The sequence below is a fragment of the Acidovorax kalamii genome, assembly GCF_002245625.1.
GTDB lineage: Bacteria > Pseudomonadota > Gammaproteobacteria > Burkholderiales > Burkholderiaceae_C > Acidovorax > Acidovorax kalamii.
Genome location: NZ_NOIG01000001.1, coordinates 286,482 through 309,787 on the forward strand (window position 1 = coordinate 286,482; position 23,306 = coordinate 309,787).

At 67.0% G+C, this 23,306-nt stretch carries 23 protein-coding genes; 15 read left to right on the top strand and 8 right to left on the bottom strand.

What is annotated here, in order from left to right; genetic code table 11:
* Positions 1–65: 65 nt before the first annotated feature.
* The 6 genes from CBY09_RS01275 to moaD all read left to right on the top strand — a co-directional run bounded on the left by CBY09_RS01275 (position 66) and on the right by moaD (position 5,461).
* Positions 66–1,400: a homoserine dehydrogenase gene (locus tag CBY09_RS01275; RefSeq protein ID WP_094285590.1), complete on the top strand. Its 1,335-nt coding sequence runs from the start codon at positions 66–68 to the stop codon at positions 1,398–1,400.
* Positions 1,401–1,445: 45 nt separating this feature from the next.
* Positions 1,446–1,760, top strand: a complete 315-nt coding sequence (locus CBY09_RS01280) for a response regulator (RefSeq protein ID WP_094285592.1) — start codon at positions 1,446–1,448, stop codon at positions 1,758–1,760.
* 23 nt (positions 1,761–1,783) lie between these two features.
* Positions 1,784–3,229 (top strand): threonine synthase, encoded by a 1,446-nt coding sequence (gene thrC / locus CBY09_RS01285; RefSeq protein ID WP_094285594.1) that lies wholly within the window; start codon positions 1,784–1,786, stop codon positions 3,227–3,229.
* Between the two features lie 102 nt (positions 3,230–3,331).
* Positions 3,332–3,901, top strand: coding sequence for a molybdopterin-guanine dinucleotide biosynthesis protein B (gene mobB / locus CBY09_RS01290; RefSeq protein ID WP_094285596.1), 570 nt, complete (start codon positions 3,332–3,334; stop codon positions 3,899–3,901).
* Positions 3,886–5,127 (top strand): molybdopterin molybdotransferase MoeA, encoded by a 1,242-nt coding sequence (locus tag CBY09_RS01295; protein WP_094285608.1) that lies wholly within the window; start codon positions 3,886–3,888, stop codon positions 5,125–5,127. The genes mobB and CBY09_RS01295 overlap by 16 nt, the downstream gene beginning before the upstream one ends.
* 79 nt (positions 5,128–5,206) lie before the next feature.
* On the top strand, positions 5,207–5,461 hold the full coding sequence (moaD, locus tag CBY09_RS01300; RefSeq protein WP_094285610.1) for a molybdopterin converting factor subunit 1: 255 nt from the start codon (positions 5,207–5,209) through the stop codon (positions 5,459–5,461).
* On the opposite strand, the gene dapA is transcribed toward moaD, so the two are convergent.
* From dapA to CBY09_RS01315, 3 genes are all read right to left on the bottom strand, one after another.
* Entirely contained in the window at positions 5,448–6,344 is an 897-nt protein-coding gene (gene dapA / locus CBY09_RS01305; protein ID WP_094285900.1) for a 4-hydroxy-tetrahydrodipicolinate synthase, read from the bottom strand. The two genes, moaD and dapA, sit on opposite strands and share 14 nt — an antisense overlap.
* A 260-nt stretch (positions 6,345–6,604) precedes the next feature.
* The gene (locus CBY09_RS01310) at positions 6,605–6,943 is read right to left on the bottom strand and encodes a hypothetical protein (protein WP_094285612.1); all 339 of its coding nucleotides are present in this window, start codon (positions 6,941–6,943) and stop codon (positions 6,605–6,607) included.
* Positions 6,944–6,951: 8 nt separating this feature from the next.
* Entirely contained in the window at positions 6,952–7,206 is a 255-nt protein-coding gene (locus CBY09_RS01315) for a hypothetical protein (RefSeq protein ID WP_094285614.1), read from the bottom strand.
* A gap of 81 nt (positions 7,207–7,287) precedes the next feature.
* Between CBY09_RS01315 and CBY09_RS01320 the strand changes: the two genes are divergently transcribed.
* The 5 genes from CBY09_RS01320 to CBY09_RS01340 all read left to right on the top strand — a co-directional run bounded on the left by CBY09_RS01320 (position 7,288) and on the right by CBY09_RS01340 (position 12,861).
* Positions 7,288–7,518: a hypothetical protein gene (locus tag CBY09_RS01320; protein WP_094285616.1), complete on the top strand. Its 231-nt coding sequence runs from the start codon at positions 7,288–7,290 to the stop codon at positions 7,516–7,518.
* Between the two features lie 50 nt (positions 7,519–7,568).
* The gene (locus CBY09_RS01325; protein WP_094285618.1) at positions 7,569–8,048 is read left to right on the top strand and encodes a molybdenum cofactor biosynthesis protein MoaE; all 480 of its coding nucleotides are present in this window, start codon (positions 7,569–7,571) and stop codon (positions 8,046–8,048) included.
* Between the two features lie 215 nt (positions 8,049–8,263).
* Entirely contained in the window at positions 8,264–10,870 is a 2,607-nt protein-coding gene (gene clpB / locus CBY09_RS01330) for an ATP-dependent chaperone ClpB (RefSeq protein WP_094285620.1), read from the top strand.
* Between the two features lie 75 nt (positions 10,871–10,945).
* Positions 10,946–11,299 carry a hypothetical protein gene (locus CBY09_RS01335; protein WP_094285622.1) on the top strand — a complete coding sequence of 118 codons (354 nt, stop codon included), beginning with the start codon at positions 10,946–10,948 and terminating at the stop codon, positions 11,297–11,299.
* A gap of 122 nt (positions 11,300–11,421) precedes the next feature.
* The gene (locus CBY09_RS01340; RefSeq protein WP_094285624.1) at positions 11,422–12,861 is read left to right on the top strand and encodes a coniferyl aldehyde dehydrogenase; all 1,440 of its coding nucleotides are present in this window, start codon (positions 11,422–11,424) and stop codon (positions 12,859–12,861) included.
* On the opposite strand, the gene CBY09_RS01345 is transcribed toward CBY09_RS01340, so the two are convergent.
* Together CBY09_RS01345 and CBY09_RS01350 are read right to left on the bottom strand one after the other, a co-directional pair.
* Positions 12,833–14,725: an ATP-binding protein gene (locus tag CBY09_RS01345; RefSeq protein ID WP_094285626.1), complete on the bottom strand. Its 1,893-nt coding sequence runs from the start codon at positions 14,723–14,725 to the stop codon at positions 12,833–12,835. The genes CBY09_RS01340 and CBY09_RS01345 overlap by 29 nt on opposite strands.
* Positions 14,712–15,371 carry a response regulator gene (locus CBY09_RS01350; RefSeq protein WP_094285628.1) on the bottom strand — a complete coding sequence of 220 codons (660 nt, stop codon included), beginning with the start codon at positions 15,369–15,371 and terminating at the stop codon, positions 14,712–14,714. Before CBY09_RS01350 ends, CBY09_RS01345 begins: the two co-directional genes overlap by 14 nt.
* 164 nt (positions 15,372–15,535) lie before the next feature.
* On the opposite strand from CBY09_RS01350, the gene CBY09_RS01355 reads away from it, so the two are divergent.
* The 3 genes from CBY09_RS01355 (at position 15,536) to CBY09_RS01365 (ending at position 17,992) form a co-directional block, all read left to right on the top strand.
* Complete coding sequence (locus CBY09_RS01355) at positions 15,536–16,120, top strand: hypothetical protein (RefSeq protein WP_094285630.1); 585 nt, start codon at positions 15,536–15,538, stop codon at positions 16,118–16,120.
* Positions 16,121–16,298: 178 nt separating this feature from the next.
* Positions 16,299–16,823, top strand: coding sequence for a GNAT family N-acetyltransferase (locus CBY09_RS01360; RefSeq protein WP_094285632.1), 525 nt, complete (start codon positions 16,299–16,301; stop codon positions 16,821–16,823).
* Positions 16,824–16,831: 8 nt separating this feature from the next.
* Positions 16,832–17,992: a methyltransferase gene (locus CBY09_RS01365; protein ID WP_094285634.1), complete on the top strand. Its 1,161-nt coding sequence runs from the start codon at positions 16,832–16,834 to the stop codon at positions 17,990–17,992.
* Between the two features lie 51 nt (positions 17,993–18,043).
* Here the strand turns inward: CBY09_RS01365 and CBY09_RS01370 are convergent, their stop codons facing one another.
* The gene (locus CBY09_RS01370) at positions 18,044–18,622 is read right to left on the bottom strand and encodes a hypothetical protein (RefSeq protein ID WP_094285637.1); all 579 of its coding nucleotides are present in this window, start codon (positions 18,620–18,622) and stop codon (positions 18,044–18,046) included.
* Between the two features lie 234 nt (positions 18,623–18,856).
* Here CBY09_RS01370 and CBY09_RS01375 point away from each other — a divergent pair, with 234 nt between their 5' ends.
* The gene (locus CBY09_RS01375; protein WP_094285639.1) at positions 18,857–19,828 is read left to right on the top strand and encodes a tRNA dihydrouridine synthase; all 972 of its coding nucleotides are present in this window, start codon (positions 18,857–18,859) and stop codon (positions 19,826–19,828) included.
* 24 nt (positions 19,829–19,852) lie between these two features.
* Here CBY09_RS01375 and CBY09_RS01380 read toward each other — a convergent pair whose 3' ends face one another.
* Positions 19,853–21,781, bottom strand: coding sequence for a phospholipase D family protein (locus CBY09_RS01380; RefSeq protein WP_094285641.1), 1,929 nt, complete (start codon positions 21,779–21,781; stop codon positions 19,853–19,855).
* Between the two features lie 156 nt (positions 21,782–21,937).
* On the bottom strand, positions 21,938–23,140 hold the full coding sequence (locus tag CBY09_RS01385; protein ID WP_094285643.1) for an ammonium transporter: 1,203 nt from the start codon (positions 23,138–23,140) through the stop codon (positions 21,938–21,940).
* Between the last annotated feature and the right edge of the window lie 166 nt (positions 23,141–23,306).

Consider the following 23,306-nt stretch of genomic DNA (forward strand, 5'->3'; position numbering starts at 1 on the left):
TTTTTTGATAGCTGCTAGCGCTTGCTGGACAGGCGCAAACACCATTTTTGACTGGTAAATCTTCCATGAAACCCATCCAAGTAGGCCTCCTGGGCATCGGCACCGTCGGCAGCGGCGTGTTCAACGTGCTCGCACGCAACCAGGACGAAATCAGCCGCCGCGCGGGCCGTGGCATCGAGATCACCATGGTGGCCGACCTGGACGTGGAGCGCGCCAAAGCCGTGGTGGGGGATGGCATCCAGGTCGTCAACGACGCCCGCGCCATCATTGCCAACCCTGACATCGACATCGTCATCGAGCTGATCGGCGGCTACGGCATTGCACGCGCGCTGGTGCTCGAAGCCATTGCGGCGGGCAAGCATGTCGTCACCGCCAACAAGGCGCTGCTGGCCGTGCACGGCACCGAGATCTTCGCGGCCGCATCGGCCAAGGGTGTGATGGTGGCCTTCGAAGCCGCCGTGGCCGGTGGCATCCCCATCATCAAGGCACTGCGGGAGGGCCTCACCGCCAACCGCATCCAGTGGCTTGCCGGCATCATCAACGGCACCACCAACTTCATCCTGTCCGAGATGCGCAGCAAGGGCCTGGACTTCGATGTGGTGCTGAAGGAAGCGCAGCGCCTGGGCTACGCCGAAGCCGACCCCACCTTCGACATCGAAGGCGTGGACGCCGCCCACAAGGTCACGCTGATGAGCGCCATCGCCTTCGGCATCCCGGTGCAGTTCGACAAGGCCTATGTCGAGGGCATCACCAAGCTGGGTGCGGCCGACATCAAGTACGCCGAGCAACTGGGCTACCGCATCAAGCTGCTGGGCATCACCAAGCGCGCGGACAAGGGCATCGAGCTGCGCGTGCACCCGAGCCTGGTGCCCTCCAAGCGGCTGATCGCCAACGTCGAGGGCGCCATGAACGCCGTGGTGGTGCAGGGCGATGCCGTGGGCACCACGCTGTACTACGGCAAGGGCGCGGGCAGCGAGCCTACCGCCAGCGCCGTGATCGCCGACCTGGTGGACATCGCCCGCCTGCACACCGCCGATCCTGAGCACCGCGTGCCCCACCTCGCCTTCCAGGCCAACACGCTCGCCGACGCCATGGGCACGCTGCCTGTGCTGCCCATGAGCGAAGTGGTCACCAGCTACTACCTGCGCTTGCGCGTCGCTGACCAGGCGGGCGTGCTCGCCAAGGTCACGGGCCTGCTGGCCGAGGCGGGTGTGAGCATCGACGCGGTGCTGCAGCGCGAGGCCGACGAAGTGGGCGGCGAAGGATCGACGCAAACGGACCTGATCATCCTGACCCACGACACCCGCGAAGGCACCATGGACGCCGTGATCGCCCAGATGCAGGCCCTGCCCACGGTGCTGGCCCCCATCACGCGCATCCGCAAGGAAGAGCTGAACTGACCCTGCGCTACACAGGGCCCCAACGCGCCATGATGCCGCCCCGCCATGCCCACCCTGGTTGCCGCCCTCACGTTGTCGGCGCTGTTCAAGATGGCGCATGTCGATCTGCCGCGCTGGCACCTGGCGTTCTGGTTCGGCCTGCTGGTCATGCTGGCCCTGTTCGGGTCCATGCCACGCGGGCAGGCCATCCTCAATGGCGTGGGCAGTTTTCTGGCAGCCTGGCTGTACTTTGTGCTGCTGGAGCGCACGGACAATTACGAGGACAAGCCACTGCACTGGCTGATCCTGATCGGCGGCTTCCTGCTGCTGATCGCCTCACGTTTTTACCTTGATATCCGCGTGTACGGCATCAGTCTTTGAGCGACACCGACGGGAACCCCCTCATGAAATACCTCAGCACACGCGGCCACGCAGACCGCAAACAGTTCTGCGACATCCTGCTTGAAGGCCTGGCGCCCGATGGTGGCCTGTACCTGCCCGAGCACTACCCGCAGATCAGCGACGCCACGCTCACCCAGCTGCGCAAGGCCTACCACGAGCAGGGCTACGCCGAGCTGGCGTTCCGTATCCTGTCGCTGTACATCGACGACATCCCTGCCGCCGACCTCAAGGCCCTGTGCGCCAAGACGTACACCGCCGAAGTCTTTGGCACAGGCGAGATCGTGCCCCTGCGCCACCTCGAAGACGGCCTGTGGCTCGAAGCCTTGTCCAACGGTCCCACGCTGGCCTTCAAGGACATGGCCATGCAGCTGCTGGGCAACCTGTTCGAATACGAACTGGGCCGCCGTGGCGAGCAGCTCAACATCCTGGGCGCCACCAGCGGCGACACCGGCAGCGCGGCCGAATACGCCATGCGTGGCAAGGCGGGCGTGCGTGTCTTCATGACCAGCCCGCACGGCCGCATGAGCGCCTTCCAGCAGGCGCAGATGTTCAGCCTGCAGGACGAAAACATCCACAACATCGCCATCGAAGGCGTGTTCGACGACTGCCAGGACATCGTCAAGGCTGTGAGCAACGACCACGCCTTCAAGCACAAGTACAAGATTGGCACCGTCAACTCCATCAACTGGGCGCGCCTCTTGGCGCAGGTGGTGTACTACTTCGCGGGCTACATCCAGGCCACCGAGACCAACAACCAGAAGGTCAGCTTCACGGTGCCCTCGGGCAACTTTGGCAACATCTGCGCAGGCCATGTGGCGCGCATGATGGGCCTGCCCATTGCCAAGCTGGTGGTGGCCACGAACGAGAACGACGTGCTCGACGAGTTCTTCCGCACCGGCGTGTACCGTGTGCGTGGCAGCGCCGACACGCACGAGACATCGAGCCCCTCGATGGACATCAGCAAGGCCAGCAACTTCGAACGCTTCATTTTTGACCTGCTGGGCCGCAACGGCCAGCGCACCAAGGCCTTGTTCAGCGCCGCGCTGCAAACCTATGGTCGCTTCGACCTGAGCGCCGAGCCGCTGTTTGCCGATGCGGCGGGCAAGTACGGCTTTGAAAGCGGCAAGAGCACCCATGCCGACCGCCTGGCCACCATCAAGGACACCTTCGAGCGCTATGGCGTCACCATCGACACCCACACTGCCGACGGCGTGAAGGTGGCGCGCGAGCACCACAGCGATGCCAAGGTGCCGATGATCGTGCTGGAGACCGCCCTGCCCATCAAGTTCGCCGAGACCATCATCGAGGCCCTCGGCCATGCGCCCGAGCGGCCCGCCAAGTTTGCAGGCATTGAAGACCTGCCCAAGCGGGTGCAGGTCATGCCTGCCGATGTGGAGCTGGTCAAGGCCTACATCGAGCGCCACTGCGTCCCGGCCGCACAGGGCTGAGGCGACGCCCCTTTTGAGGGGGATTTGAGAAAAAAACGCCCCTGGCGCGCGTCTGGTAAGCGCTAGTAGCTATAAAAAATATAGCTAACCAAGGAGCACTGGATGAAGGTTGTCGGTTTTGCCGGGTTCTCCGGCAGTGGCAAGACCACGCTGGTCGAGCAGCTGATCCCCGAGCTGCGGCTGCGCGGGCTGCGGGTGTCGGTGGTCAAGCATGCCCACCACAGTTTCGACATCGACCACCCGGGCAAGGACACCTACCGCCACCGCGAGGCAGGGGCCTTTGAGGTGGTGGCCGCATCGGACAAGCGCCTGATGCTGGTGCGCGAGTTCGAGCAGCCCGCCACGCTCAGCGTGCACCACCTGCTGGCCGAGCTGTACCAGGGTGTGGACTGGGTGCTGGTGGAGGGCTTCAAGGACAGCGACCTGCTCAAGATTGAAGTCTGGCGTGCCCCCGAGCCCGGCCAGGTGGCCAAGCCCGTGCGCTATCCCGAGGACGACTTCGTGGTGGCCGTGGCCACCGATGCCGCCGCGAGCCTGCCCCAGCCCACCCAGCTGCCGCTGCTGGACCTGAACCAGCCCGCGCAGGTGGTGGACTGGCTGATCGAGTACGGGCACCGCTTTGAATACAACTGGGAATTGCACGGAGGCCTGCTGCCATGCGCCCCCCAATGAAGCCCCTCAAGGCGCTGGACGACGCACTGGCCGAGCTGCTGGCCCATGCCACCCCGCTGCCGGGCACCGACACCGTCACCACCTTTGACGCCGACGGCCGCGTGCTGGCACAGGACTGCGTCTCGGCCCTGCAGGTGCCCCCGCAGGACAACAGCTCCATGGACGGCTACGCCGTGCGCTGTGCCGATGTGGCGGCCGCGGGGGTGGTGTTGCCCGTGTCGCAGCGCATTCCTGCGGGCAGTGCGGGCGACCCGCTGCAGCCCGGAACGGCAGCACGCATCTTCACCGGCGCGCCGGTGCCTGCTGGCGCCGATGCGATCCTGATGCAGGAAGACTGTGAGGCCCTTGCAGCCCCCGATGGCCTGGGTTCGGTGCGTATCAACGCCGTCCCCCAAGCTGGCCAGTGGATCCGCAGCGCGGGTGAGGACATCACCCGGGGCGCCGTGGTGCTGTCTGCGGGCACACGCCTGACCCCGGCCGAGCTGGGCCTGGCCGCCAGCATCGGCCAACACCAGCTGCAGGTGGCGCGCCGCCCGCGCGTGGCGCTGTTTTCCACTGGCGACGAACTCGTCATGCCCGGCGAAGTGCCGCCCGAGCAGATGCGCCCCGGTGCCATCTACAACAGCAACCGCTTCTTTTTGCGCGCCATGCTGCAGCGCCTGGGCTGCGAGGTGACGGACTTCGGCATCGTGCCCGACCAGCGGGATGCCACCATCGCCGCCCTGCGCGACGCGAGTGCCGCGCACGACCTCATCCTGACCAGCGGCGGCGTGAGCGTGGGCGAGGAAGACCATATCAAGCCCGCCGTGGAAACGCTGGGCACGCTGGACCTGTGGCAGATCGCCATGAAGCCTGGCAAGCCCTTCGCTTACGGTCGCATTGGGGCGGCGCATTTCATGGGCCTGCCCGGCAACCCGGTGTCGAGTTTTCTGACCTTCGCGCTGCTGGTGCGGCCCTTTGTGCTGCGGCTGCAGGGCGTGCGCGATGTGGCACCCCAATCCGTGGCCGTGCGGGCAGATTTCAGCTGGCCCAAGGCCGACAAGCGCCGCGAATTCTTGCGCGTGCGGCACAACGCGGCGGGTGGACTGGACCTGTTTGGCAACCAGAGCTCGGGCGTGCTGACTTCGGCGGCCTGGGGCGATGGCGTGGTGGACAACCCGGCGGGCCAGACCATTGCTGCGGGCGATACCGTGCGGTACATCGCCTTCTCGGAGCTTCTGGCATGAACGTTAACCCCCACGCTTCCCACTTCGTGTGGTCGCTGCCCCCCGAGGGGGCTGCTTTTCATCTTGGGGCGGCCCGGCGATGAACAGGATCACCGTCCGCTATTTCGCCTCCATCCGCGAGGCCATCGGCCAAGGCAGCGAGCCGGTCGAAACGAACGCCGCCACCCTGAGCGCCCTGCGCGACGAGCTGATCGCACGCGGCGGAGCCCATGCCAGCAGCCTCGCCCGTGGCAGGGCCGTACGCATGGCGCTCAACCAGACCCTGAGCGATGAATCCGCCACCCTGCCCGACGGGGCCGAGGTGGCGTTCTTCCCGCCCGTTACCGGGGGCTGAGTCCTGCCTGGGCCTGAAGGCGTTGCCCCAGCGCCTCGGAGGCGGCCATCATCGGTGCGCGCAGCTCGTTGTTCATCTCACCGGCATGGGCCAGCACGGCCTTCAGCGGTGCCGGGTTGGGCTCGGCAAAGCAGACCTCGATCCAGGGCAGCAGGGCCTGCCACACGCGGCGGGCTTCGCCCAGGTCGCCTGCGCGTAGCAACGCCATCAGTTCCACAAAGCGGGGCGTCTGCCAGTGCGCGCTGGCCGAGATCGCGCCCGCGCCGCCCAGCGCCAGCGTGTGGAAGATCTGCGCGTCTTCGCCCGCCAGCACCTGCAGGCGGCCATCGGCGATCAGGGCCTGTGTCTTGGCCGGGTTGCCGCCGCAGTCCTTGATGGCCTGGATGCGCGGATGCGCGGCCAGCGCCTGCAGCGTTTCGGTGCTGAGCGTGGCGCCCGTGCGGTAGGGAATGTCGTAGACCAGCAGCGGCACGGCGCTGGCGTCGGCCAATGTGCGGAACCAGTGCAGCAGGCCCTCTTGCGAGGGGCGGATGTAGTGCGGGGCCGACACCAGCAATCCCGCCACCGGGTAGCGTGCCAGGGCCTGCACTTGCTCCAGCACCTGGCCCTGGTGGTAGCCCGACACACCCATCACCACGGGCAGGCCCTGGGCGGCCTGGAGCACCGTTTCCAGGACCTGCAACTGCTCGGCCTTGTCGAGTGCAGCGGCTTCGCCCGTGGAGCCGCAGGCGACAAAACCTGAAACGCCCTGGGCGCGCAGCCTGGTGGTGAGGGCGGCGAGTGCCGGGTAGTCCACGGCCCCGTCCTTGAAGGGCGTGACCAGGGCGATCCAGAGTCCGCTGAACAGCGGCTGGCGGGAGGGGGTGGTAGCGGTGGCAGACATGCGAAACATCCTTTCAGGGTTCGACCAGGGGAAGAACCGTCCGGAAGGAACGCGCGCGGAATGCCGGGGAGGGAAAGAGAAAAAAGAAGGGAATTTCTCTGCCAGGTGGTTCCGTCGCTCATCCGGACGGAACCACAGCTCCGGTCAGATGAGCTCTGGTTTTTTGGCTTTGCCCACACATTGCAATGCCGCCGCGGTTGCGGCAGTCATGGCAAAGGAGTTGTGTGCGGGCATGGGGCGCAGTATAGCCAAGCGTTGGATCAAGGGCCTGCCACGGGCTGCGGCGTGGGCGCGACCAGCTCCGGGCAGGGCCAGTTAATCAGCTCGGCCAGCCGGGTGGTGATCCACGTGGCCTCGGCCACGGACACGCCCGATTCGGCCGTGCACAGCCCGGCGTGGATGCGCCGCAGGATCTCAGCTTCGGACGGGGCCTGCACGTGGTAAAGCGTCTGCGCATGCTCCACCAGGTGGCCTGCCAGGTCTTCGCACAGCTCGTAGCGGGCGCGCACCACGGCGGGCTTTTCGGTCAGGCGCTGGCGTGTGTCGCTGTACACCGCCATGAACGAGGGCGGCACGTGGATCTGGTTGTCGTCGTCCATGGCGCTCGTCAGTCCGGGGTGAACAGGCGTTCGAACTTGGCCTGGTCTGCCGCCAGCTCGAAGCTCACGAGCTGGCCCATCTTCATGTCCGACAGCCGACAGGCCGCAAACAGCGTGGTCTTGCCGGCCAGCTCCATCACCTCCAGGTCGATGATGGCGTAGGGATAGGGGACAAAAACCTGGTGCTCGAAAACGTCCTTGTGCGTGTTGCGGGGCGAGGGGTAGAGCTTGTACAGGTCGGTCTGAATCGTTTGTGTGGCCATGGTCGTTGATGCGAGCCTGTTCAAAGAGGGCGGCAGTGCGGGTACAGTGCGGGCGAATCGTACAGTTACTTCAAGCATCCCATGGCAAGACCCAAAAGTGAATGGCCGGGCAAGGTCCTGGCCCTGATCCAGGGCGGCAACCTGCCCGCCGCCATCGCGCAGATCAAGGTGGCCCCTTCGGTGGCCGACGTGACGCGCCTGCAGACCCTGCTGGCCAAGCTGCCCCCCACTCCGGCGCTTGCCCAGTTGAACAAGTTCGTGGAAGAAGAGCGCGCCCTGCTGGCAGCGCCGCGCCTACACCGGTCGCCGTGAGCGCGCCGCCTGCCCCAGTGGTTACCGAATTGCCCGAAAGCCCTGTCGCCATGACTGTGCCCCGCGTTTCCATCCAGACCGAAGACTTCGACCTGTCCGCCGAGGTGGCGGCGCTGCGCCGCGAAAACAAGGGCGTGGGCGCGGTGTGCAGCTTTGTGGGCACAGTGCGCGACCGCAATGAAGGGGACCAAGTGGCGTCCATGGAGCTGGAGCACTACCCCGGCATGACCGAAAAATCCATCGAGGCCATGGTGGACGAGGCCTTCCGGCGCTTCGATATCTTCGGCGCCCGCGTCATCCACCGCGTGGGGCTGCTGCAGCCTCTCGACCAGATCGTGCTGGTGGCCGTGACCAGCGCCCACCGGGGCCAGAGCTTCCAGGCCTGCGAGTTCCTCATGGACTACCTCAAGACCCAGGCCCCTTTCTGGAAGAAGGAAGAAACGGCCCAGGGCGCCCGCTGGGTCGATGCGAGGGTGAGCGATGACGCTGCACTGGCGCGCTGGGGAATCACGCTGGGCAACGCGGGCTGACGCGCGGAGCCCGATGGGGCAGAAATTTGAAAAAATTGGCTGCCTCCGCGCTTTGGCAATGCGTTTGTTGCTATAAAAGTAGTAGTAATTGGTGTTTCTCTGGCGTGGCGAATCACTGATGCAGGTCAACGGCAGGCCATGAGGCGGGGTGGGGGACTGTCTTGAAATCAGGCACACGGTGCCTCAAGTGTTCTGCAATTCGGAGGACATTCCCCATGCGTCTCGACAAATTCACCACCAAGTTCCAGGAAGCCCTGAGCGATGCCCAGAGCATTGCGCTGGGCCATGACAACGCCTACATCGAACCCGTGCATGTGCTGCTGGCCATGCTGCAACAGGACGATGGCCCCAAGGCGCTGCTGCAGCGTGCAGGCGCCAACGTGCCCGGCCTGCTGACAGCGGCCGAGGCGGCCGTCAAGCGCCTGCCCCAGGTGCAGGGCAACGACCAGGTGCAGGGCGGGCCCGAGCTGGGCCGCGTGCTGCAGGCCACCGAGAAGGAGGCCATCAAACGCGGTGACCCGTTCATCGCGAGCGAGCTGTTTTTGCTGGCCGTGATCGACAGCAAGGGCGACGCCGCCAAGATTGCCAAGGACCACGGCCTCACGCGCAAGAGCCTGGAGGCAGCCATCGACGCCGTGCGCGGCGGCCAGAAGGTGGACAGCGCCGAGGCCGAGGGCCAGCGCGGTGCACTCGCCAAGTACTGCCTGGACCTGACCGAGCGCGCGCGCATCGGCAAGCTCGATCCGGTGATCGGGCGCGACGACGAGATCCGCCGCGCGATCCAGGTGCTGCAGCGCCGCACCAAGAACAACCCTGTGCTCATTGGCGAGCCCGGCGTGGGCAAGACCGCCATTGTGGAAGGCCTGGCCCAGCGCATCGTGGCGGGCGAGGTGCCCGAGTCGCTCAAGGGCAAGCGTGTGCTGTCGCTCGACATGGCGGCGCTGCTGGCGGGCGCCAAGTTCCGCGGCGAGTTCGAGGAACGCCTCAAAGCTGTGCTTAACGAGCTGGCCAAGGACGAGGGCCAGACCATCGTCTTCATCGACGAGCTGCACACCATGGTGGGCGCAGGCAAGGGCGAAGGCGCGATGGATGCGGGCAACATGCTCAAGCCGGCCCTCGCGCGCGGCGAGTTGCACTGCGTGGGCGCGACCACGCTCGACGAATACCGCAAGTACATCGAGAAGGACGCCGCGCTGGAGCGCCGCTTCCAGAAGATCCTGGTGGGCGAGCCCACGGTGGAGGCCACCATCGCCATCCTGCGTGGCCTGCAGGAAAAGTACGAGGTGCACCATGGCGTGGACATCACCGACCCGGCCATCGTGGCCGCGGCCGAGCTGTCCAACCGCTACATCACCGACCGGTTTTTGCCCGACAAGGCGATCGACCTGATCGATGAGGCCGCGTCCAAGATCAAGATCGAGATGGACTCCAAGCCCGAGGTCATGGACAAGCTCGACCGCCGCCTGATCCAGCTGCAGATCGAGCGCGAAGCCGTGCGCCGCGAGAAGGACGAGTCGTCGCAAAAACGCTTTGCATTGATCGAGGAAGAGATCGGCAAGCTGCAAAAGGAAATCGCCGACTACGACGAGATCTGGCAGTCCGAAAAAGCCCAGGCGCAAGGCAGCGCGCATGTGCGCGAGGCCATCGACAAGCTCAAGTTCCAGATCGAAGAATTCACCCGCAAGGGCGACTTCAACAAGGTGGCCGAGCTGCAATACGGCAAGCTGCCGGAGCTGGAAAAGCAGCTCAAGGAAGCCCAGGCGCAAGAGGCGGGCAAGGACGGCGCGCCTGCCGCGCGCCGCCTGCTGCGCACCCAAGTCGGTGCCGAAGAAATCGCCGAGGTGGTGAGCCGTGCCACGGGCATCCCGGTGGCCAAGATGATGCAGGGCGAGAAGGACAAGCTCTTGCAGATGGAAGCCAAGCTGCACGAGCGCGTGGTGGGCCAGCAAGAGGCAATAGCCGCTGTGGCCAATGCCATCCGCCGTTCGCGCTCGGGCCTGTCCGACCCGAATCGTCCCACGGGCTCCTTCCTGTTCCTGGGCCCCACGGGCGTGGGCAAGACCGAGCTGTGCAAGGCGCTGGCGGGCTTCCTGTTCGACAGCGAGGAGCACCTGGTGCGCATCGACATGAGCGAGTTCATGGAGAAGCACTCCGTGGCCCGCCTGATCGGCGCGCCCCCCGGCTATGTGGGCTATGAGGAGGGCGGCTACCTGACCGAGGCCGTGCGCCGCAAGCCCTACAGCGTGCTGCTGCTTGACGAGGTGGAGAAAGCCCACCCCGACGTGTTCAACGTGCTGCTGCAGGTGCTGGACGACGGTCGCCTGACCGACGGCCAAGGCCGCACCGTGGACTTCAAGAACACGGTGATCGTGATGACGAGCAACATCGGCTCGCACCTGATCCAGGCCATGGTGGGACAGGACTCGCAGGACATCAAGGATGCGGTGTGGGGCGAACTCAAGAACCACTTCCGTCCGGAGTTCCTGAACCGCATTGACGAGACCGTGGTGTTCCATGCGCTGGATGCGCAGCACATTGCGTCCATCGCCAAGATCCAGCTGCAGTTGCTGCAATCCCGGTTGGCCAAGATGGATTTGGAGTTGCAGGTGTCGGATGCGGCCTTGGCAGAATTGGCCAAGGTGGGGTTTGACCCCGTGTTTGGTGCGCGGCCGCTCAAGCGGGCGATCCAGCAGCGCATCGAGAATCCGCTGTCCAAGCTGCTGCTGGAGGGGCGCTTCCCGCCCAAGAGCGTGATCCCCGTCACCGTAAACCCGGTGCTGGAGCCGGGCGTGTTCCAGTTCGGCGTGGCCCCGCAGGGGTGATGCGGGTGTGGGAAGGGGTGGTGGCGCGCATCCGCGCTGCCGCCCCTTTCCCAAATTGTGAAGGAGAGGTGTCGTTTGAATGATTTTGTTGCGGGCGCTGTGCGCCTGTTGCTGCGTGTAGTGGTCATTGCCATGGGGCTGGTGCTGTTTGCCAGCCTGCTGGTGGCTGCCCTGGTGCTGGCCCTGGTGTGGGTGCTGCGCGCAGGCTGGGCGCGCCTCACGGGGCGGCCGGTGACACCCTGGGTTATGCGCATGGATCCGCGCACGGGTTTCAGCACCGTGTTCCGCTCTACCGAGCGGTGGTCTTCAAGCCGCCGTGGCGCCGCCGCACCGGCCGATGCCGGTGAAGAAGCGGCTGCGTCGCGCCGGGGCGGCATCCTGCCGGGTGCGGCCCAGGTGACCGACGTGGAAGCGCGCGAAGTCCGTTGACGAGGCATGGCCCCACGGGCCGCGCCCACCTCTGTGTGTGGGCGCCTGCCAGCAGTTTTTTGACGGCGGCACACCCGCCTGGTGCGTGATGCGCCCACGGGGGTGTCTTCTATGATCCAAGCATGACACCAGCCGATATCCACGCCCATTTCGATCTCCAACGCCAGGCGAGCCGCGCGCATGTGGATGTGCCACTGCTCGTGCGCCGGGAGCGGCTGTTGCGCATCGCCAAAATGCTCGACGAGCATGGCCCCGTGCTGGCGGCGGCGGTGCAGGCCGACTTTGGCATGCGTTCGCCGCGCCTGACCGAGGTAGCGGATTTTTTTGTGCTGCGCACGCTGCTGTCGCACACCCTGAGCCACCTCGCCCACTGGATGAAGCCCCGCAAGGTGCGCACCCCGCTATACCTGCAGCCCGCCAGCGCACACATCCAGCGCCAGCCGCTGGGGGTGGTGGGCGTGATTTCGCCATGGAACTACCCGGTGCAGCTGGCCCTGGCGCCCGCCATCACCGCGCTGGCCGCAGGCAACCGCGTGATGCTCAAGCCCAGCGAACTCACGCCCCACACCTCGGCCCAGCTGGCGGCCCTGGTGGCCCAGTTTTTTGCCCCCGACGAGTTCTGCGTGGTGCAGGGCGATGCCAACCTGTCGGCGCTGTTTGCCTCGTTGCCGTTCGACCATCTGGTGTTCACCGGCTCCACGGCGGTAGGGCGCAAGGTGGCGCAGGCGGCGGCGCAGAACCTCACGCCCACCACGCTGGAGCTGGGCGGCAAGTCGCCCTGCATCATCGACGGCCACTGCGACATGCAGGACGCGGCGCTCAAGATTGCGCACGGCAAGCTGCTCAACGCCGGGCAGACCTGCATTGCGCCCGATTACGTGCTGCTGCCCCGAGGGCGCGAGGGCGAGTTTGCGCAGGCCTACCGCGCAGCGGTGGCGCGCCTGTTCCCCACCATCGAGGGGAATGCCGACTACGCCTCCATCATCACGCCGCGCCACCATGCGCGCCTGCGCACCATGCTGCAGCAGGCCCAGACGCAGGGGGCCGAGGTGCAGACCATCGACCCGGCTGCAGGCAAGCCCGTGGTGCACACCGTGGGCACGCTGGGCGATGGTGCCAGCCGCCAGATGCTGCCCACCCTGGTGTTCGGCGCTACGTCGCAGATGCAGCTCATGCAGGAGGAGATTTTTGGCCCCATCCTGCCGGTGATCTCTTACGAGCGGCTCGACGATGCCATAGCCCACATCAACGCCGGGCCCCGCCCGCTGGCGCTGTACTGGTTCGGGCAGAGCGAAACCGTGCGCGATGACGTGCTGCGCCGCACCGTGAGCGGCGGCGTGACGGTGAACGACACGCTGATGCACATCGCGCACGACAACCTGCCCTTTGGTGGCGTGGGGGACAGCGGCTGGGGCGCCTACCACGGCGAGCAGGGCTTTCTGCGTTTTTGCCACCAGAAGTCGGTGCTGGTGCAGTCGCGCTGGGCGATGGGCTCGCTTTTCTATCCGCCCTATGGCGCCCGGTTCGACCAGATCATGGGCTTGTTGCGCCGCTGGCTGTAGTCGAGGCCGGCTCGCTCTCGGGCCCCTTTTGTGCTGGCGCCGCTGCGGGCCCGCCATCCGGCGGGGCCGGGGGGCGGGTGATGAGCTGCACGATGGCATCGCGCAGCTGGCCGGTGGACACCGGCTTGTGCAGCAGCAGGGCCGATGTGGACTGCGCATCGCGCAGGCGCTGGGGCGATGTGTCGCCCGTCATGATGATGGCGGGCACGGGCGTGCCCAGGTAGGTGCGCAGCGCCTGCAGCACCTGCTTGCCTGTCTCTTCGTGGCGCAGGCGGAAGTCCGTGATGATGATGTCGGGGGTCACATCCTCCAGGGCCTCCAGCGCGTCGGCACTGGACTCGGCCGTGAGGCATTGGCAGCCCCAGCTTTGCAGCAGCGACTGCATGCCCAGGCGCACGGCCTCGTCGTCGTCGATGGCCAGCACCTTCAGCCCGGCCAGGCTGCGGGCCGAGGGGGTGGGGCTGGCGTCGTCCTCCAGCGCGCCCTGCCAGCGGTCCAGCCACAGCCGGAAGACGGAGCCCCGGCCGGGGTGTGAGCGCAGCTCCACCGAAGTCTTCATCTCACGCGCCAGCCGCTGCACGATGGCCAGGCCCAGGCCCAGGCCCTTGCGCCGGTCGCGCTCGGGGTTGCCGAGCTGGTGGAACTCCTTGAAGATGTCCTCCCACTGATGCACGGGAATGCCTGCCCCGGTGTCCCACACCTCCAGCGCCAGCCGCTTGCCACGTGTGCGGCAGGCGATGAGCACACCGCCCCGTGCGGTGTAGCGCAGGGCATTGGAGATGAAGTTGTGCATCACCAGCCCCACCAGCGAGCGGTCGGCAAAGGCTGCGGCCGAGGTTTCGCGGGTGCGGTACACCAGCCCGGCCGTGTCGGCCTGCACGCCGAATTCCTGCTCCAGCGCCGTCAGCAGCGGCTGCACCGCAAAGGCCTCTGGCCGCACCTTCACCACACCGGCCTCCAGCCGCGAGTAGTCCAGCAGGGTGGTGAGCATTTCGGCCGCCGCACCCGAGGCCGCGTGCGCGTGCTGGAGCACCGTGCGCTGGTGGTCGTTGAGGGGGCTGCGCTGCAGCGATTCAAGAAACAGTCCCATGGCGTGCAGGGGCTGGCGCAGGTCGTGGCTGGCAGCGGCCAGGAAGCGCGATTTGTCGCGGTCGGCCTGCTCGGCCGCCCCCTGCGCGGCCAGGGCGCGCTGTGATTCGGCGCGCAGCTCGTTCACCAGGCGCTCGTTCTCGAGCTTGAGGGCAATGCTGCGCCGCGTGGCCCGGTCAGCGGTGCGGGCCTGCAGGCAGGTGAGGATGTAGTACACGCTGGTCAGGAACAGCGCCGGCCACATCACAGGCCCCCCGGCCAGCGCCACGGACACCATCACCCCGCCGATGGCGCTGGTGAGGTAGGTGACGTAGGCCCGGTACAGCGGCGCCCCCAGGCCCAGTGCGCCGGACGAGACGGTGCTGATGATGCCTATGGCGTAGATCACGCTGTCGGATGTGCCCCAGTACAGCACCACATAGCCCAGGCTGCCCCAGCTCAGTCCCATGGCGGCCATGCAGGCAATCAGCTTGCGCGCGGCCTGGGGCGCGGGGTCGGTGAAGGGGGAGATGCTGCGCAGCGTGAGGTAGACGCCCGCAATCACCAGCGCATGGGTGGACAGCCAGACGGTGGTGGCCTGCGTGTCGGCCACCCGGGCCATCACCCACAGGGTGCCCAGTGCGGTGGCCAGCGACGCCAGCAGCGTCATCGGAAAGTTCTGCCGCAGCAGCGCCACCTGCTCGCGCAGCACCTCGTCGCGCTCCCACACCGGCCAGCCCCAGCGGGTGGGGGGCTGCGCGCCTGGAGGCTCGGGCGTGGTCTCAGAGGGGGTCATGGAGCTGCGGTGTGGACAGGCCCAGGCGCTGCGCGGCCAGCAGCGCGGCGCTGCGGCTGTTCACGCCCAGCTGCGCAAAGATGGCCGCCACATGCACGCGCACCGTGTTTTCGCTCAGGCCCAGGTCGCGGGCAATTACCTTGTTGGGTTTGCCGGTGCACAGCAGCGACAGCACATCCAGCTGGCGCGCCGTGAGCGAGGGTGCATCGGGCCCGCGTGTGGTGGCGCTGTTGCCGCTGTTGATGGGGAAGCAGGGCTGGCCCGACAGCGCGCAGGTGATGGCTTCCAGGATGTCTTCGGCGTTGGCCGACTTGGGCAGAAAACCATCGGCGCCCCGGGCCCGCGCCTCATGGACTGCGTCGGGCGCCACGCTGGCGGACACCAGCACGATGCGGGCCTGGGGGCAGGCCTGGCGCACCAGGCGCAGGCCGTCCAGTCCGCTCATGCCGGGCAGCTGGATGTCGAGCAGCACCAGATCGATATCGGCCCGCTGCAGCGCGCAGGCGTCGGCAATCGACCCCGCCTCGGCAATCGCGCCCACGCTGGGGTGGTCCTGCACGATCAGGCGCAGCCCGGTGCGGAACAGGGCGTGGTCGTCCACCAGCAGGAGGCGGGCATTCGGACGGGCACTTTGGAGGGCACTCATTGGACAAGTATTGCGCACAACCGGGTGTTGCGGGCTAGTCCATTTGTGCGATGGACGCAGGCTAGGTCAATTTCTAGACTTTCCGTCAAGCATTGAAAAGCACTTTGGGTGCCCGCCGATGCGCAAACCTTCGTCGTCTCACCTCGTTTTCAAAGGGCTTCCCCATGACCACCACTGCGTTGATCCACGGCTCCACCCCTTCTGCAAGTGCCCACCGGGGGGCCGAGCGGCGACCGGCCGCCCCTGCGGGCAATGGCCTGGGGGGCAATACGCTGGCACAGATCATCGAAGAGAACTGCTCGGACATGCTGGCCGCTGCGGGCGTGGTGATCGAGCACCTGGATGCCCAGGCCGGGGCTTGGCAGTTCTCTGCCGACCAGGGACAGACCTGGCGCGCCATCCGCACCGACCTGATCAACCGCCCAGGCAACCTGGGGCTGGCGCTGGACCGCGATGCACGCCTGCGGGTGCTGCCCTTTGGTGGCCACCGGGTGACGGGCGCCCGGGTGGCTTTCCATGCCGTGCAGCGCAGCCATGGTGCAGGCAACGGCAGCTACCGCGCCTATGCCCCCGACGATCGGGACGGGGACTCGCGCACGGTGACCCTGGTGCTCAGCCTGGCGGCCATCAACGGTGCACCGCCGGTGGTGCATGTGCCGCGCCCACGCAACAAGCGGGCCATGGTTCAGCGCGCGGCGGCTTCGGTGGGGGTGGGGGCTGCGCTGTCGGGCTCGATGGCCATGGCCTGAACAAGGCCGCAAAGCGTGGCCGGGTGCCCGGCCGTGCATGCCACAAAGACCGCATTTTGGGGAGCGAAGCCGAACGTTTGACGAGGATAAAACAGGGGCCTCTGGGAGGCAAAAAACCGTTTGCGGCGACAATGCCGACCTTTCGCATTTTCATTCTCTGTTTTCGTTCGGTTTTTTCATGTCCAGTATCCAGGTTCGTCCCGCCACGCTTCGCGATGCAAAAGCCATCGCCCAGATCCACACCGCTTCCGCCCAAGAGGCTTACAAAGGGCTGGTGCCAGACGAGCAGTTGAAATCCATGTCGTCGGTCGAAAAGCGCCAGGCCTACTGGCGCGAGGCCATTGAGTATTGCGAGCCCCAGGTGCAGGTGGCGGTGGACGGCGAGAAGATCGTCGGCTTTGTGGGCTACGACCGCTCGCGCGATGAAAAGTCCCGCCCCACCACCGGCGAAATCTGGGCCATCTACGCCGCCCCCAGCCACTGGAACCAGGGCGTTGGCCTGGCATTGTGGGATGCCGCCCGTGACGGCCTGCACGAAGAAGGCTGCACCAACGTCACCGCATGGGTGCCATTGCGCAACGAGCGTGCCATCCGTTTCCACGAAATGGCGGGCTTCAAGCAAGAACTCTCTACCGCCAAGACCAATGTGATTGGCGGCGTGAAGATCGAAGAAGTGCGCCTGAAACGGCCCATCAACGCATAGGGCACACGATGATTGAATGGAGCCGCCAGGGCCAGACACAACAAGCCCAGTGGCGCTCCGAAGCTGGCGCCCCGGCGCCGCGCCGGGTGGTCACCGCCGACGACACGCTCCCCGCCGACACGGCCTACCGCATGGCTTGTGAAGGCACGGGCCTGCTGTGGCAGGGCGATTTCCAGAACGCCCGGCACCTGCTGCAGGCGCTCATGCGGCGCACCGATTCCAAGACCGGCAAACACCGCCGCGCTGCCGCCAAGGCCGCTCAGAAGGCGGCGGTGGCCACTCCCTCCGAGGTTTTTCACCTGCACCGCCAGGCCCAGGCGCAGCGCGCGCGGGTTCTGGCGTCGGTGCTGATTCCGCTGGAGGGCGACTACAGCATTGCACTGCGCCGCGCCCCCGATTGGCGCGAGGCCTGCACCCAGGCCTGGGGGCCTGCCACCGGTGAGCGTTGCGTGGCCACGCTGCGCGAATTGCTGGGCCTGGTGGGTGCCTACGAATGGCGCAAGAAAGGCGTGGAGGTGCCCGCACTGGGCGCAGCGCCCCGCAACCGGATCCATCCGCACTACGGCGTGTTCTCGCCCGTGCGGGGCGAGTATGTGGACCTGGTGGCCAGCACCCCGTTGCCCAGCCAGGCGCTGGCGTTTGACATTGGCGTGGGCACGGGCGTGTTGTCTGCGGTGCTGGTGCGCCGGGGGGTGCAGCGGGTGGTTGCCACCGACCAGGACCCCCGGGCCCTGGCCTGCGCACACGACAACCTGCAGCGCCTGGGCGTGCTGCCCCAGGTCGAGCTGCTGCAGGCCAATCTGTTTCCGCCCGGCCGTGCGCCGCTGGTGGTGTGCAACCCGCCCTGGGTGCCGGCGCGTGCCAGCTCGCCCATCGAACATGCGGTGTACGACGAAGGCAGCCGCATGCTGCGGGGTTTTCTGGCGGGGCTGGCCGAGCACCTGGAGCCTGGTGGCGAGGGCTGGCTGATCCTGTCGGACCTGGCCGAGCACCTGGGCCTGCGCCCACGCGAGCAGCTCCTGGGTTGGATTGCCGAAGCAGGTCTGGTGGTCCGGGGGCGGCACGATGTGAAGCCGGTCCATGCCAAGGCGGCCGATGCGGGGGATGCCCTGCACGCGGCGCGGGCGGCCGAGGTGACTTCGCTCTGGCGGCTGGCAGCAGTCGTCTGAGGCGACCTGAGCCCGCTTGAACCCGCTGAGGCCCGCCTGCGGTGGCGGCCCTCAGCCCTCCAGCAGTGCGGGCTGCGTGGCCGCGTAGAGGCCGGGCGTGGCCTCGGGGGACCGGGGCAGCAACTGCTCCAGCCGCTCGCGCAGGCTGGCCGCGCGTTCTGCCCCTGCGGCCAGGGCCACTTCCTCGAACATGGCGTCGCCCACGTCCAGCATGCTGGCGCGGTCCCGCGCGGTGCGCAGAGCCTCGCGAAAATGCTGCGCCAGCACCGGGTCGCGGCGGGCAAACAGCCGCTCGCAGGTGTCGAACAGGTACATGCGCGCACCGGCCAGCGAGCGCAGGGATTCACCCGGCTCCGGCCGCTCGATGGAGGGGGCCTGGCTGGTGGCTTCGGCCCCAGCTGGTGGGGGGAGGAGGGCGGTGGAGGGCGTGGGCAGCTCGGCCGGGCCCGTCAGGTAGCCCTGGCGCATGAGGTTGTCCACAATCTGCGCGCCGATGCCGTTGTACATGGCCTGCAGGTCGGACAGCGGTTTGCCGTCAGCCAGCAGCAGCAGCGAACGTTCGCGCAGGCTCAGGGTGCGCACACCGGGCGATAGCTCTTGGCGGGCTTTGTCGGTTTTTTGCAGCAGCATGGAGGGGCTCCGTTCAGGCACGAATGCCCGCCATTGCAGCCGTCTGCCATGACGCCGTGATGACCCTTTGCCGCACAATCCGGAGGCTTGGCCCCGGCTCGCCTGGCCGTGGAACGGGGTTTGCTCATTTTTTGATAGCTAAAAAGGCATACCTATCAGGCGCAAAGGCCTGCTTTTATTCATATTTTTGAGGCTGTGGCGTGTGTGCCCAGCCTTGCAAAGCCCCCAACTGCGATGACCTTGCTGCTTGCCCCCATGGAGGGGCTTCTGGATTTTGTGCTGCGCGATGTGCTCACGCGCGTGGGGGGTGTGGACCGCTGCGTATCAGAGTTCATCCGCATCACCGGCACGCTGCTGCCCGACAAGGTGTTTCTGCGCTACCTGCCCGAGCTGCGCAACGGCAGCCGCACGCTGGCGGGGGTGCCCGTGCGTGCGCAGCTGCTGGGCTCCGACCCGGTCAGCATGGCCGAGAACGCCGCACGCCTGGCCGCGCTGGGCCCCGAGGGTATCGACCTGAACTTTGGCTGCCCGGCCAAGGTGGTCAACCGCCATGGCGGCGGGGCCGCGCTGCTGCAGGAGCCTGAGCGTATCGCTGCGGTGGTGGGGGCTGTGCGCCGCGCCGTGCCTGCGCATCTGCCGGTGTCGGCCAAGATGCGCCTGGGCTTCAACGACACGGGGCTGATGCGCGAATGTGCCCAGGCCATGCAGGCCGGTGGCGCGGCCGAACTCGTGGTGCATGCCCGCACCAAGGCCGATGGCTACCGCCCACCTGCGTACTGGGAGCACATCCCCGCCATCCGCGCGGCCGTTGCCATCCCGGTGGTGGCCAATGGCGAGATCTGGACTGTGGCCGACGCCCTGCGCTGCCGCGCGGTGTCGGGCTGCGACGCCCTCATGCTGGGGCGCGGCATGGTGGCCGACCCGGGGCTGGCCCGCGCCATTCGGGCATTCGACGCCGGGTTGCCGGATGCAGACCCGGTGGTCTGGGCCGATTTGATCCCCCACCTGGCGGCCTTCTGGCAACTGGTGTGCGACGACCTGGAACCCCGCCAGCGCGCGGGGCGCCTCAAGCAGTGGCTCAATCTGCTGCGCAGGCGGTTTGTGGAGGCCGAAGTGGCCTACCAGCATGTGCGCACGATGACGGACCAGCGCGCCATCACCGCCTGGGTGGCAGCGCAGCAGGCCGAGGCCCGCAACAGCGCCTGATCCGCCCCGGACCGCAGGTGCTGGCTACAGCAGGTGGTCGGGCGCCAGGGGGCCCAGCAGCTGCAGCATCAGGCGCAGGGGCAGGCTGGCGTCGGGCTCCGTGGTGGCGTCGACCAGGCCGCTGTCCTTCGGAGCGCGCCACACCAGGCCCTGGTCTGTCTGCTGCACCTGCCAGGCGGCGTCTTGCAGGGCGGCGTCGATCTGTGCCGTGGCCCGGCGCGACAGCTCGCCGCTGCGTATCAGCAGCGCCACCTCGGTGTTCTGCCGCTGCGAGCGCATGTCCAGGTTCATCGAGCCGATGACCAGCAGGCGTCCGTCCACGATCATCAGCTTGGAGTGCAGCATGGCGCGCGAGCTGCCACCGGCCCCGGCGGCGCCCTGGCTGCCCATGCTGCCGGTGCCACCGAAGGCCCCGCGCAGAACCCCCGTGAGCTCGCTGCGCATCTCATACAGCTCCACCCCCATGGCCAGCAGCGTGGGCCGGTGGCGCGCGTAGCCAGCGTGGGCAATGGGCGCATCGTTGGAGGCCAGCGAGTTGGTGAGCACCCGCACGCGCACGCCCCGAGCCCGCGCGGCCGCAAAGGCACGCTCCATGTCAGGCCCGGGCACAAAGTAGGGCGAGATGATCAGCAGGTCGCGCCGCGCCTGGCCCATGAGCTGCAGCAGGCCGTCCACCACGGTGTCGGTCTGGGCCTCGGTGGTCTCGCTGTCTGGTGCGGGCGGCGCAGGCGGGTTGCCATTGCCATTGCCCGGGGGGGCATTGGCGGGCGCGGTTGGCAGCGCTGCGGCCAGGGCCGTTTGCGGGGTGGCGGCGACGGCATCTGCCGATGGGGCGGTCGCCGTCGTCGCTGCGGTGGCCGAGGCCCGGGGCCGGACCAGTGCTGCGATGGTGGCGGGGCTGGGCCGGGGCGGGTTCTGGTCGGGCAAGGGAGCGGCGGATATGCCGTCGGGCGGGATCTTGGCAGGCCGGTCTACCAGCACGGCGGCAGGGGCCCAGACAAGCGGCACCTGCTGCAGGTCCATGGGCTCCTGGTTCCAGATCCGCGCACGCCGCGTGCCCGGGGTGGTGCTGCGCCCGGTGGTGAGGGGGGGGCTGGGGGCTCCTGTGGCAGCAGCGCTTTCCACACGTTCTTGCTGTGTGGCCTCGGCGGTGCGGATGCTGTCGCGCAGGCGGTCCAGTTCCTCGCGGGTGATGAGCGACTGCACGGGGTAGGCGCGCTCGTTGTTCCAGTAGCTGTCAAAGCTGCGCGACATGTCCTGCACGATGCTCCCGGCGGCCAGCACGTCCAGGTCCACAAAATTGCCGGAGTCCGAGTTGCCGAAGTAGGCGTCCCCCAGGTTGCGCCCCCCTGTCACGCCCACGGCGTTGTCGGCGATGAAGAGCTTGTTGTGCATGCGCTGCTGCACCCGGGAGAAGTCGCCCAGCAGGCTGAACATGCGGCCCACGGGCGAGCCGCGCGCGCCGGTGAGCGGGTTGAACATGCGCATCTCGACATTGGGCACAAAGGCCAGGCGCATCACCAGCGCATCGCGCCCGGTGCTGTGAAAGTCGTCTAGCAGCAGCCGTACGCGCACGCCGCGCCGGGCAGCGGCGGCCACGCTGAGCAGCAGGCGCTCGCTGCTGGCATCGGCATGGATGGCGTAGTACTGCAGGTCCAGTGTTTTCTGGGCGGCATCGACCAGCGCCAGGCGGCTGCTGTAGGCCGCCTGGGGACCGCTGAGCAACACAAACCCCGAGGGGTGGCGCGCCTTCTGCGCTGTGCGGCGGGCCTCTACCCATTGGCCCAGTGTGGTGTCGCCGGGGTTTTGCAGGGCGGTGGAGATGGGCCGCTCCACATCCTTGGGCAAGCCCGCGCAGCCCATCAGGGCCACGGTGGCCACCAGGGCAAGAGCCCACAGACTGCGGCGGGCCAGGGATGTCAGCAGGGGGGAGAAGGAGGGCAGGTGGGGCATGGCGCGATGGGCGATTGTGACCTTGGAGCCGCCAGGGCGTTGCTCCAAGGTGTATCCCGGTGCCCGGCCCGGGCCTGTCGGACGAGGCCCCAAGTCGCCCAATAGATGCACCAACCCGGGGCCTGCCCATGCCCCGCCAGACTCGGTGCTGTGGGTTTACCAGCTCACTTCGCGGTCGGGTGTGGCGCTGATCTTGTGGATGGAGAGGTCGGCCCCGTCGAACTCTTCTTCCTGCGTAAGCCGCAGGCCCACCGTGTGTTTGAGCAGGCCATAGACGATGAGACCTCCCAGCAGTGCCCAGATCACCCCGAGGCCCGTGCCAATCAGCTGCGCCGACAGGCTGACGCCGCCCAGGCCCCCGAGCGCCTTGCTGCCAAAAATGCCCGCCGCCAGCCCGCCCCAGGTGCCACACAGGCCATGCAGGGGCCACACGCCCAGCACGTCGTCGATCTTCCACTTGTTCTGGGTGAGGGTGAACATCAGCACAAAGATGGCGCCCGCCACCGAGCCCACCACCAGCGCCCCCAGGGGATGCATCAGGTCCGAGCCTGCGCACACAGCTACCAGCCCGGCCAGCGGGCCGTTGTGCACAAAGCCCGGGTCGTTCTTGCCCAGCACCAGCGCCGCCAGCGTGCCGCCCACCATGGCCATGAGCGAGTTGACCGCCACCAGGCCCGAGATCTTGTCCAGGGTCTGCGCACTCATCACGTTGAAACCGAACCAGCCCACCACCAGGATCCACGCGCCCAGCGCCAGAAAGGGGATGTTGGAAGGCGGATGGGCCGAGATCGCGCCGTCCTTGCGGTAACGGTTTGCGCGCGAGCCCAGCAGGATCACAGCAGGCAGGGCAATCCAGCCGCCCATGGCGTGCACCACCACCGAGCCCGCAAAGTCATGAAACTCTTCGCCCGTGACGGCCTTGATCCAGGCTTGCACGCCGAAATGCTGGTTCCAGGCAATGCCCTCAAAGAAGGGATAGACAAACCCCACAATCACCGCCGTGGCCATGAGTTGGGGCCAGAACTTGGCCCGCTCGGCAATCCCCCCGGACACGATGGCCGGAATGGCGGCCGCAAACGTGAGCAGGAAGAAGAACTTGACCAAGGCATAGCCGCTTTGTTGTGCCAGCGACTCTGCCCCCATGAAGAAATGCGTGCCATAGGCCACGCTGTACCCCACCACAAAATAGACGACCGTGGACACCGAGAAGTCCACAAGGATCTTCACCAGCGCATTCACCTGGTTCTTCTTGCGGACCGTGCCAAGCTCCAGAAAGGCAAAACCGGCGTGCATGGCCAACACCATGATCGCCCCGAGCAGAATGAACAGAGCGTCCGTGCCCTGTTTGAGTGCTTCCATAACATCCTCGCGCTAGTGATTGATCGACTCTGGTGCATTGCGGCTGTCTGCAACAGATTTGCACCAGATTGATGCAAAAGTCGTGCCAGATATTGGTGCGAATGTTTGCACTGATATGGGGCGTTGCGGGGGGTGGTGCGTGGCTGTGTGTAGTCCGGTGCCGTGC

Coding starts and splice junctions, on each gene's coding strand:
- CBY09_RS01275 (WP_094285590.1), top strand. CDS start 66: ATGAAACCCATCCAAGTAGGCCTCCTGGGCATCGGCACCGTCGGCAGC.
- CBY09_RS01280 (WP_094285592.1), top strand. CDS start 1,446: ATGCCCACCCTGGTTGCCGCCCTCACGTTGTCGGCGCTGTTCAAGATG.
- thrC (WP_094285594.1), top strand. CDS start 1,784: ATGAAATACCTCAGCACACGCGGCCACGCAGACCGCAAACAGTTCTGC.
- mobB (WP_094285596.1), top strand. CDS start 3,332: ATGAAGGTTGTCGGTTTTGCCGGGTTCTCCGGCAGTGGCAAGACCACG.
- CBY09_RS01295 (WP_094285608.1), top strand. CDS start 3,886: ATGCGCCCCCCAATGAAGCCCCTCAAGGCGCTGGACGACGCACTGGCC.
- moaD (WP_094285610.1), top strand. CDS start 5,207: ATGAACAGGATCACCGTCCGCTATTTCGCCTCCATCCGCGAGGCCATC.
- dapA (WP_094285900.1), bottom strand. CDS start 6,344: ATGTCTGCCACCGCTACCACCCCCTCCCGCCAGCCGCTGTTCAGCGGA.
- CBY09_RS01310 (WP_094285612.1), bottom strand. CDS start 6,943: ATGGACGACGACAACCAGATCCACGTGCCGCCCTCGTTCATGGCGGTG.
- CBY09_RS01315 (WP_094285614.1), bottom strand. CDS start 7,206: ATGGCCACACAAACGATTCAGACCGACCTGTACAAGCTCTACCCCTCG.
- CBY09_RS01320 (WP_094285616.1), top strand. CDS start 7,288: ATGGCAAGACCCAAAAGTGAATGGCCGGGCAAGGTCCTGGCCCTGATC.
- CBY09_RS01325 (WP_094285618.1), top strand. CDS start 7,569: ATGACTGTGCCCCGCGTTTCCATCCAGACCGAAGACTTCGACCTGTCC.
- clpB (WP_094285620.1), top strand. CDS start 8,264: ATGCGTCTCGACAAATTCACCACCAAGTTCCAGGAAGCCCTGAGCGAT.
- CBY09_RS01340 (WP_094285624.1), top strand. CDS start 11,422: ATGACACCAGCCGATATCCACGCCCATTTCGATCTCCAACGCCAGGCG.
- CBY09_RS01345 (WP_094285626.1), bottom strand. CDS start 14,725: ATGACCCCCTCTGAGACCACGCCCGAGCCTCCAGGCGCGCAGCCCCCC.
- CBY09_RS01350 (WP_094285628.1), bottom strand. CDS start 15,371: ATGAGTGCCCTCCAAAGTGCCCGTCCGAATGCCCGCCTCCTGCTGGTG.
- CBY09_RS01355 (WP_094285630.1), top strand. CDS start 15,536: ATGACCACCACTGCGTTGATCCACGGCTCCACCCCTTCTGCAAGTGCC.
- CBY09_RS01360 (WP_094285632.1), top strand. CDS start 16,299: ATGTCCAGTATCCAGGTTCGTCCCGCCACGCTTCGCGATGCAAAAGCC.
- CBY09_RS01365 (WP_094285634.1), top strand. CDS start 16,832: ATGATTGAATGGAGCCGCCAGGGCCAGACACAACAAGCCCAGTGGCGC.
- CBY09_RS01370 (WP_094285637.1), bottom strand. CDS start 18,622: ATGCTGCTGCAAAAAACCGACAAAGCCCGCCAAGAGCTATCGCCCGGT.
- CBY09_RS01375 (WP_094285639.1), top strand. CDS start 18,857: ATGACCTTGCTGCTTGCCCCCATGGAGGGGCTTCTGGATTTTGTGCTG.
- CBY09_RS01380 (WP_094285641.1), bottom strand. CDS start 21,781: ATGCCCCACCTGCCCTCCTTCTCCCCCCTGCTGACATCCCTGGCCCGC.
- CBY09_RS01385 (WP_094285643.1), bottom strand. CDS start 23,140: ATGGAAGCACTCAAACAGGGCACGGACGCTCTGTTCATTCTGCTCGGG.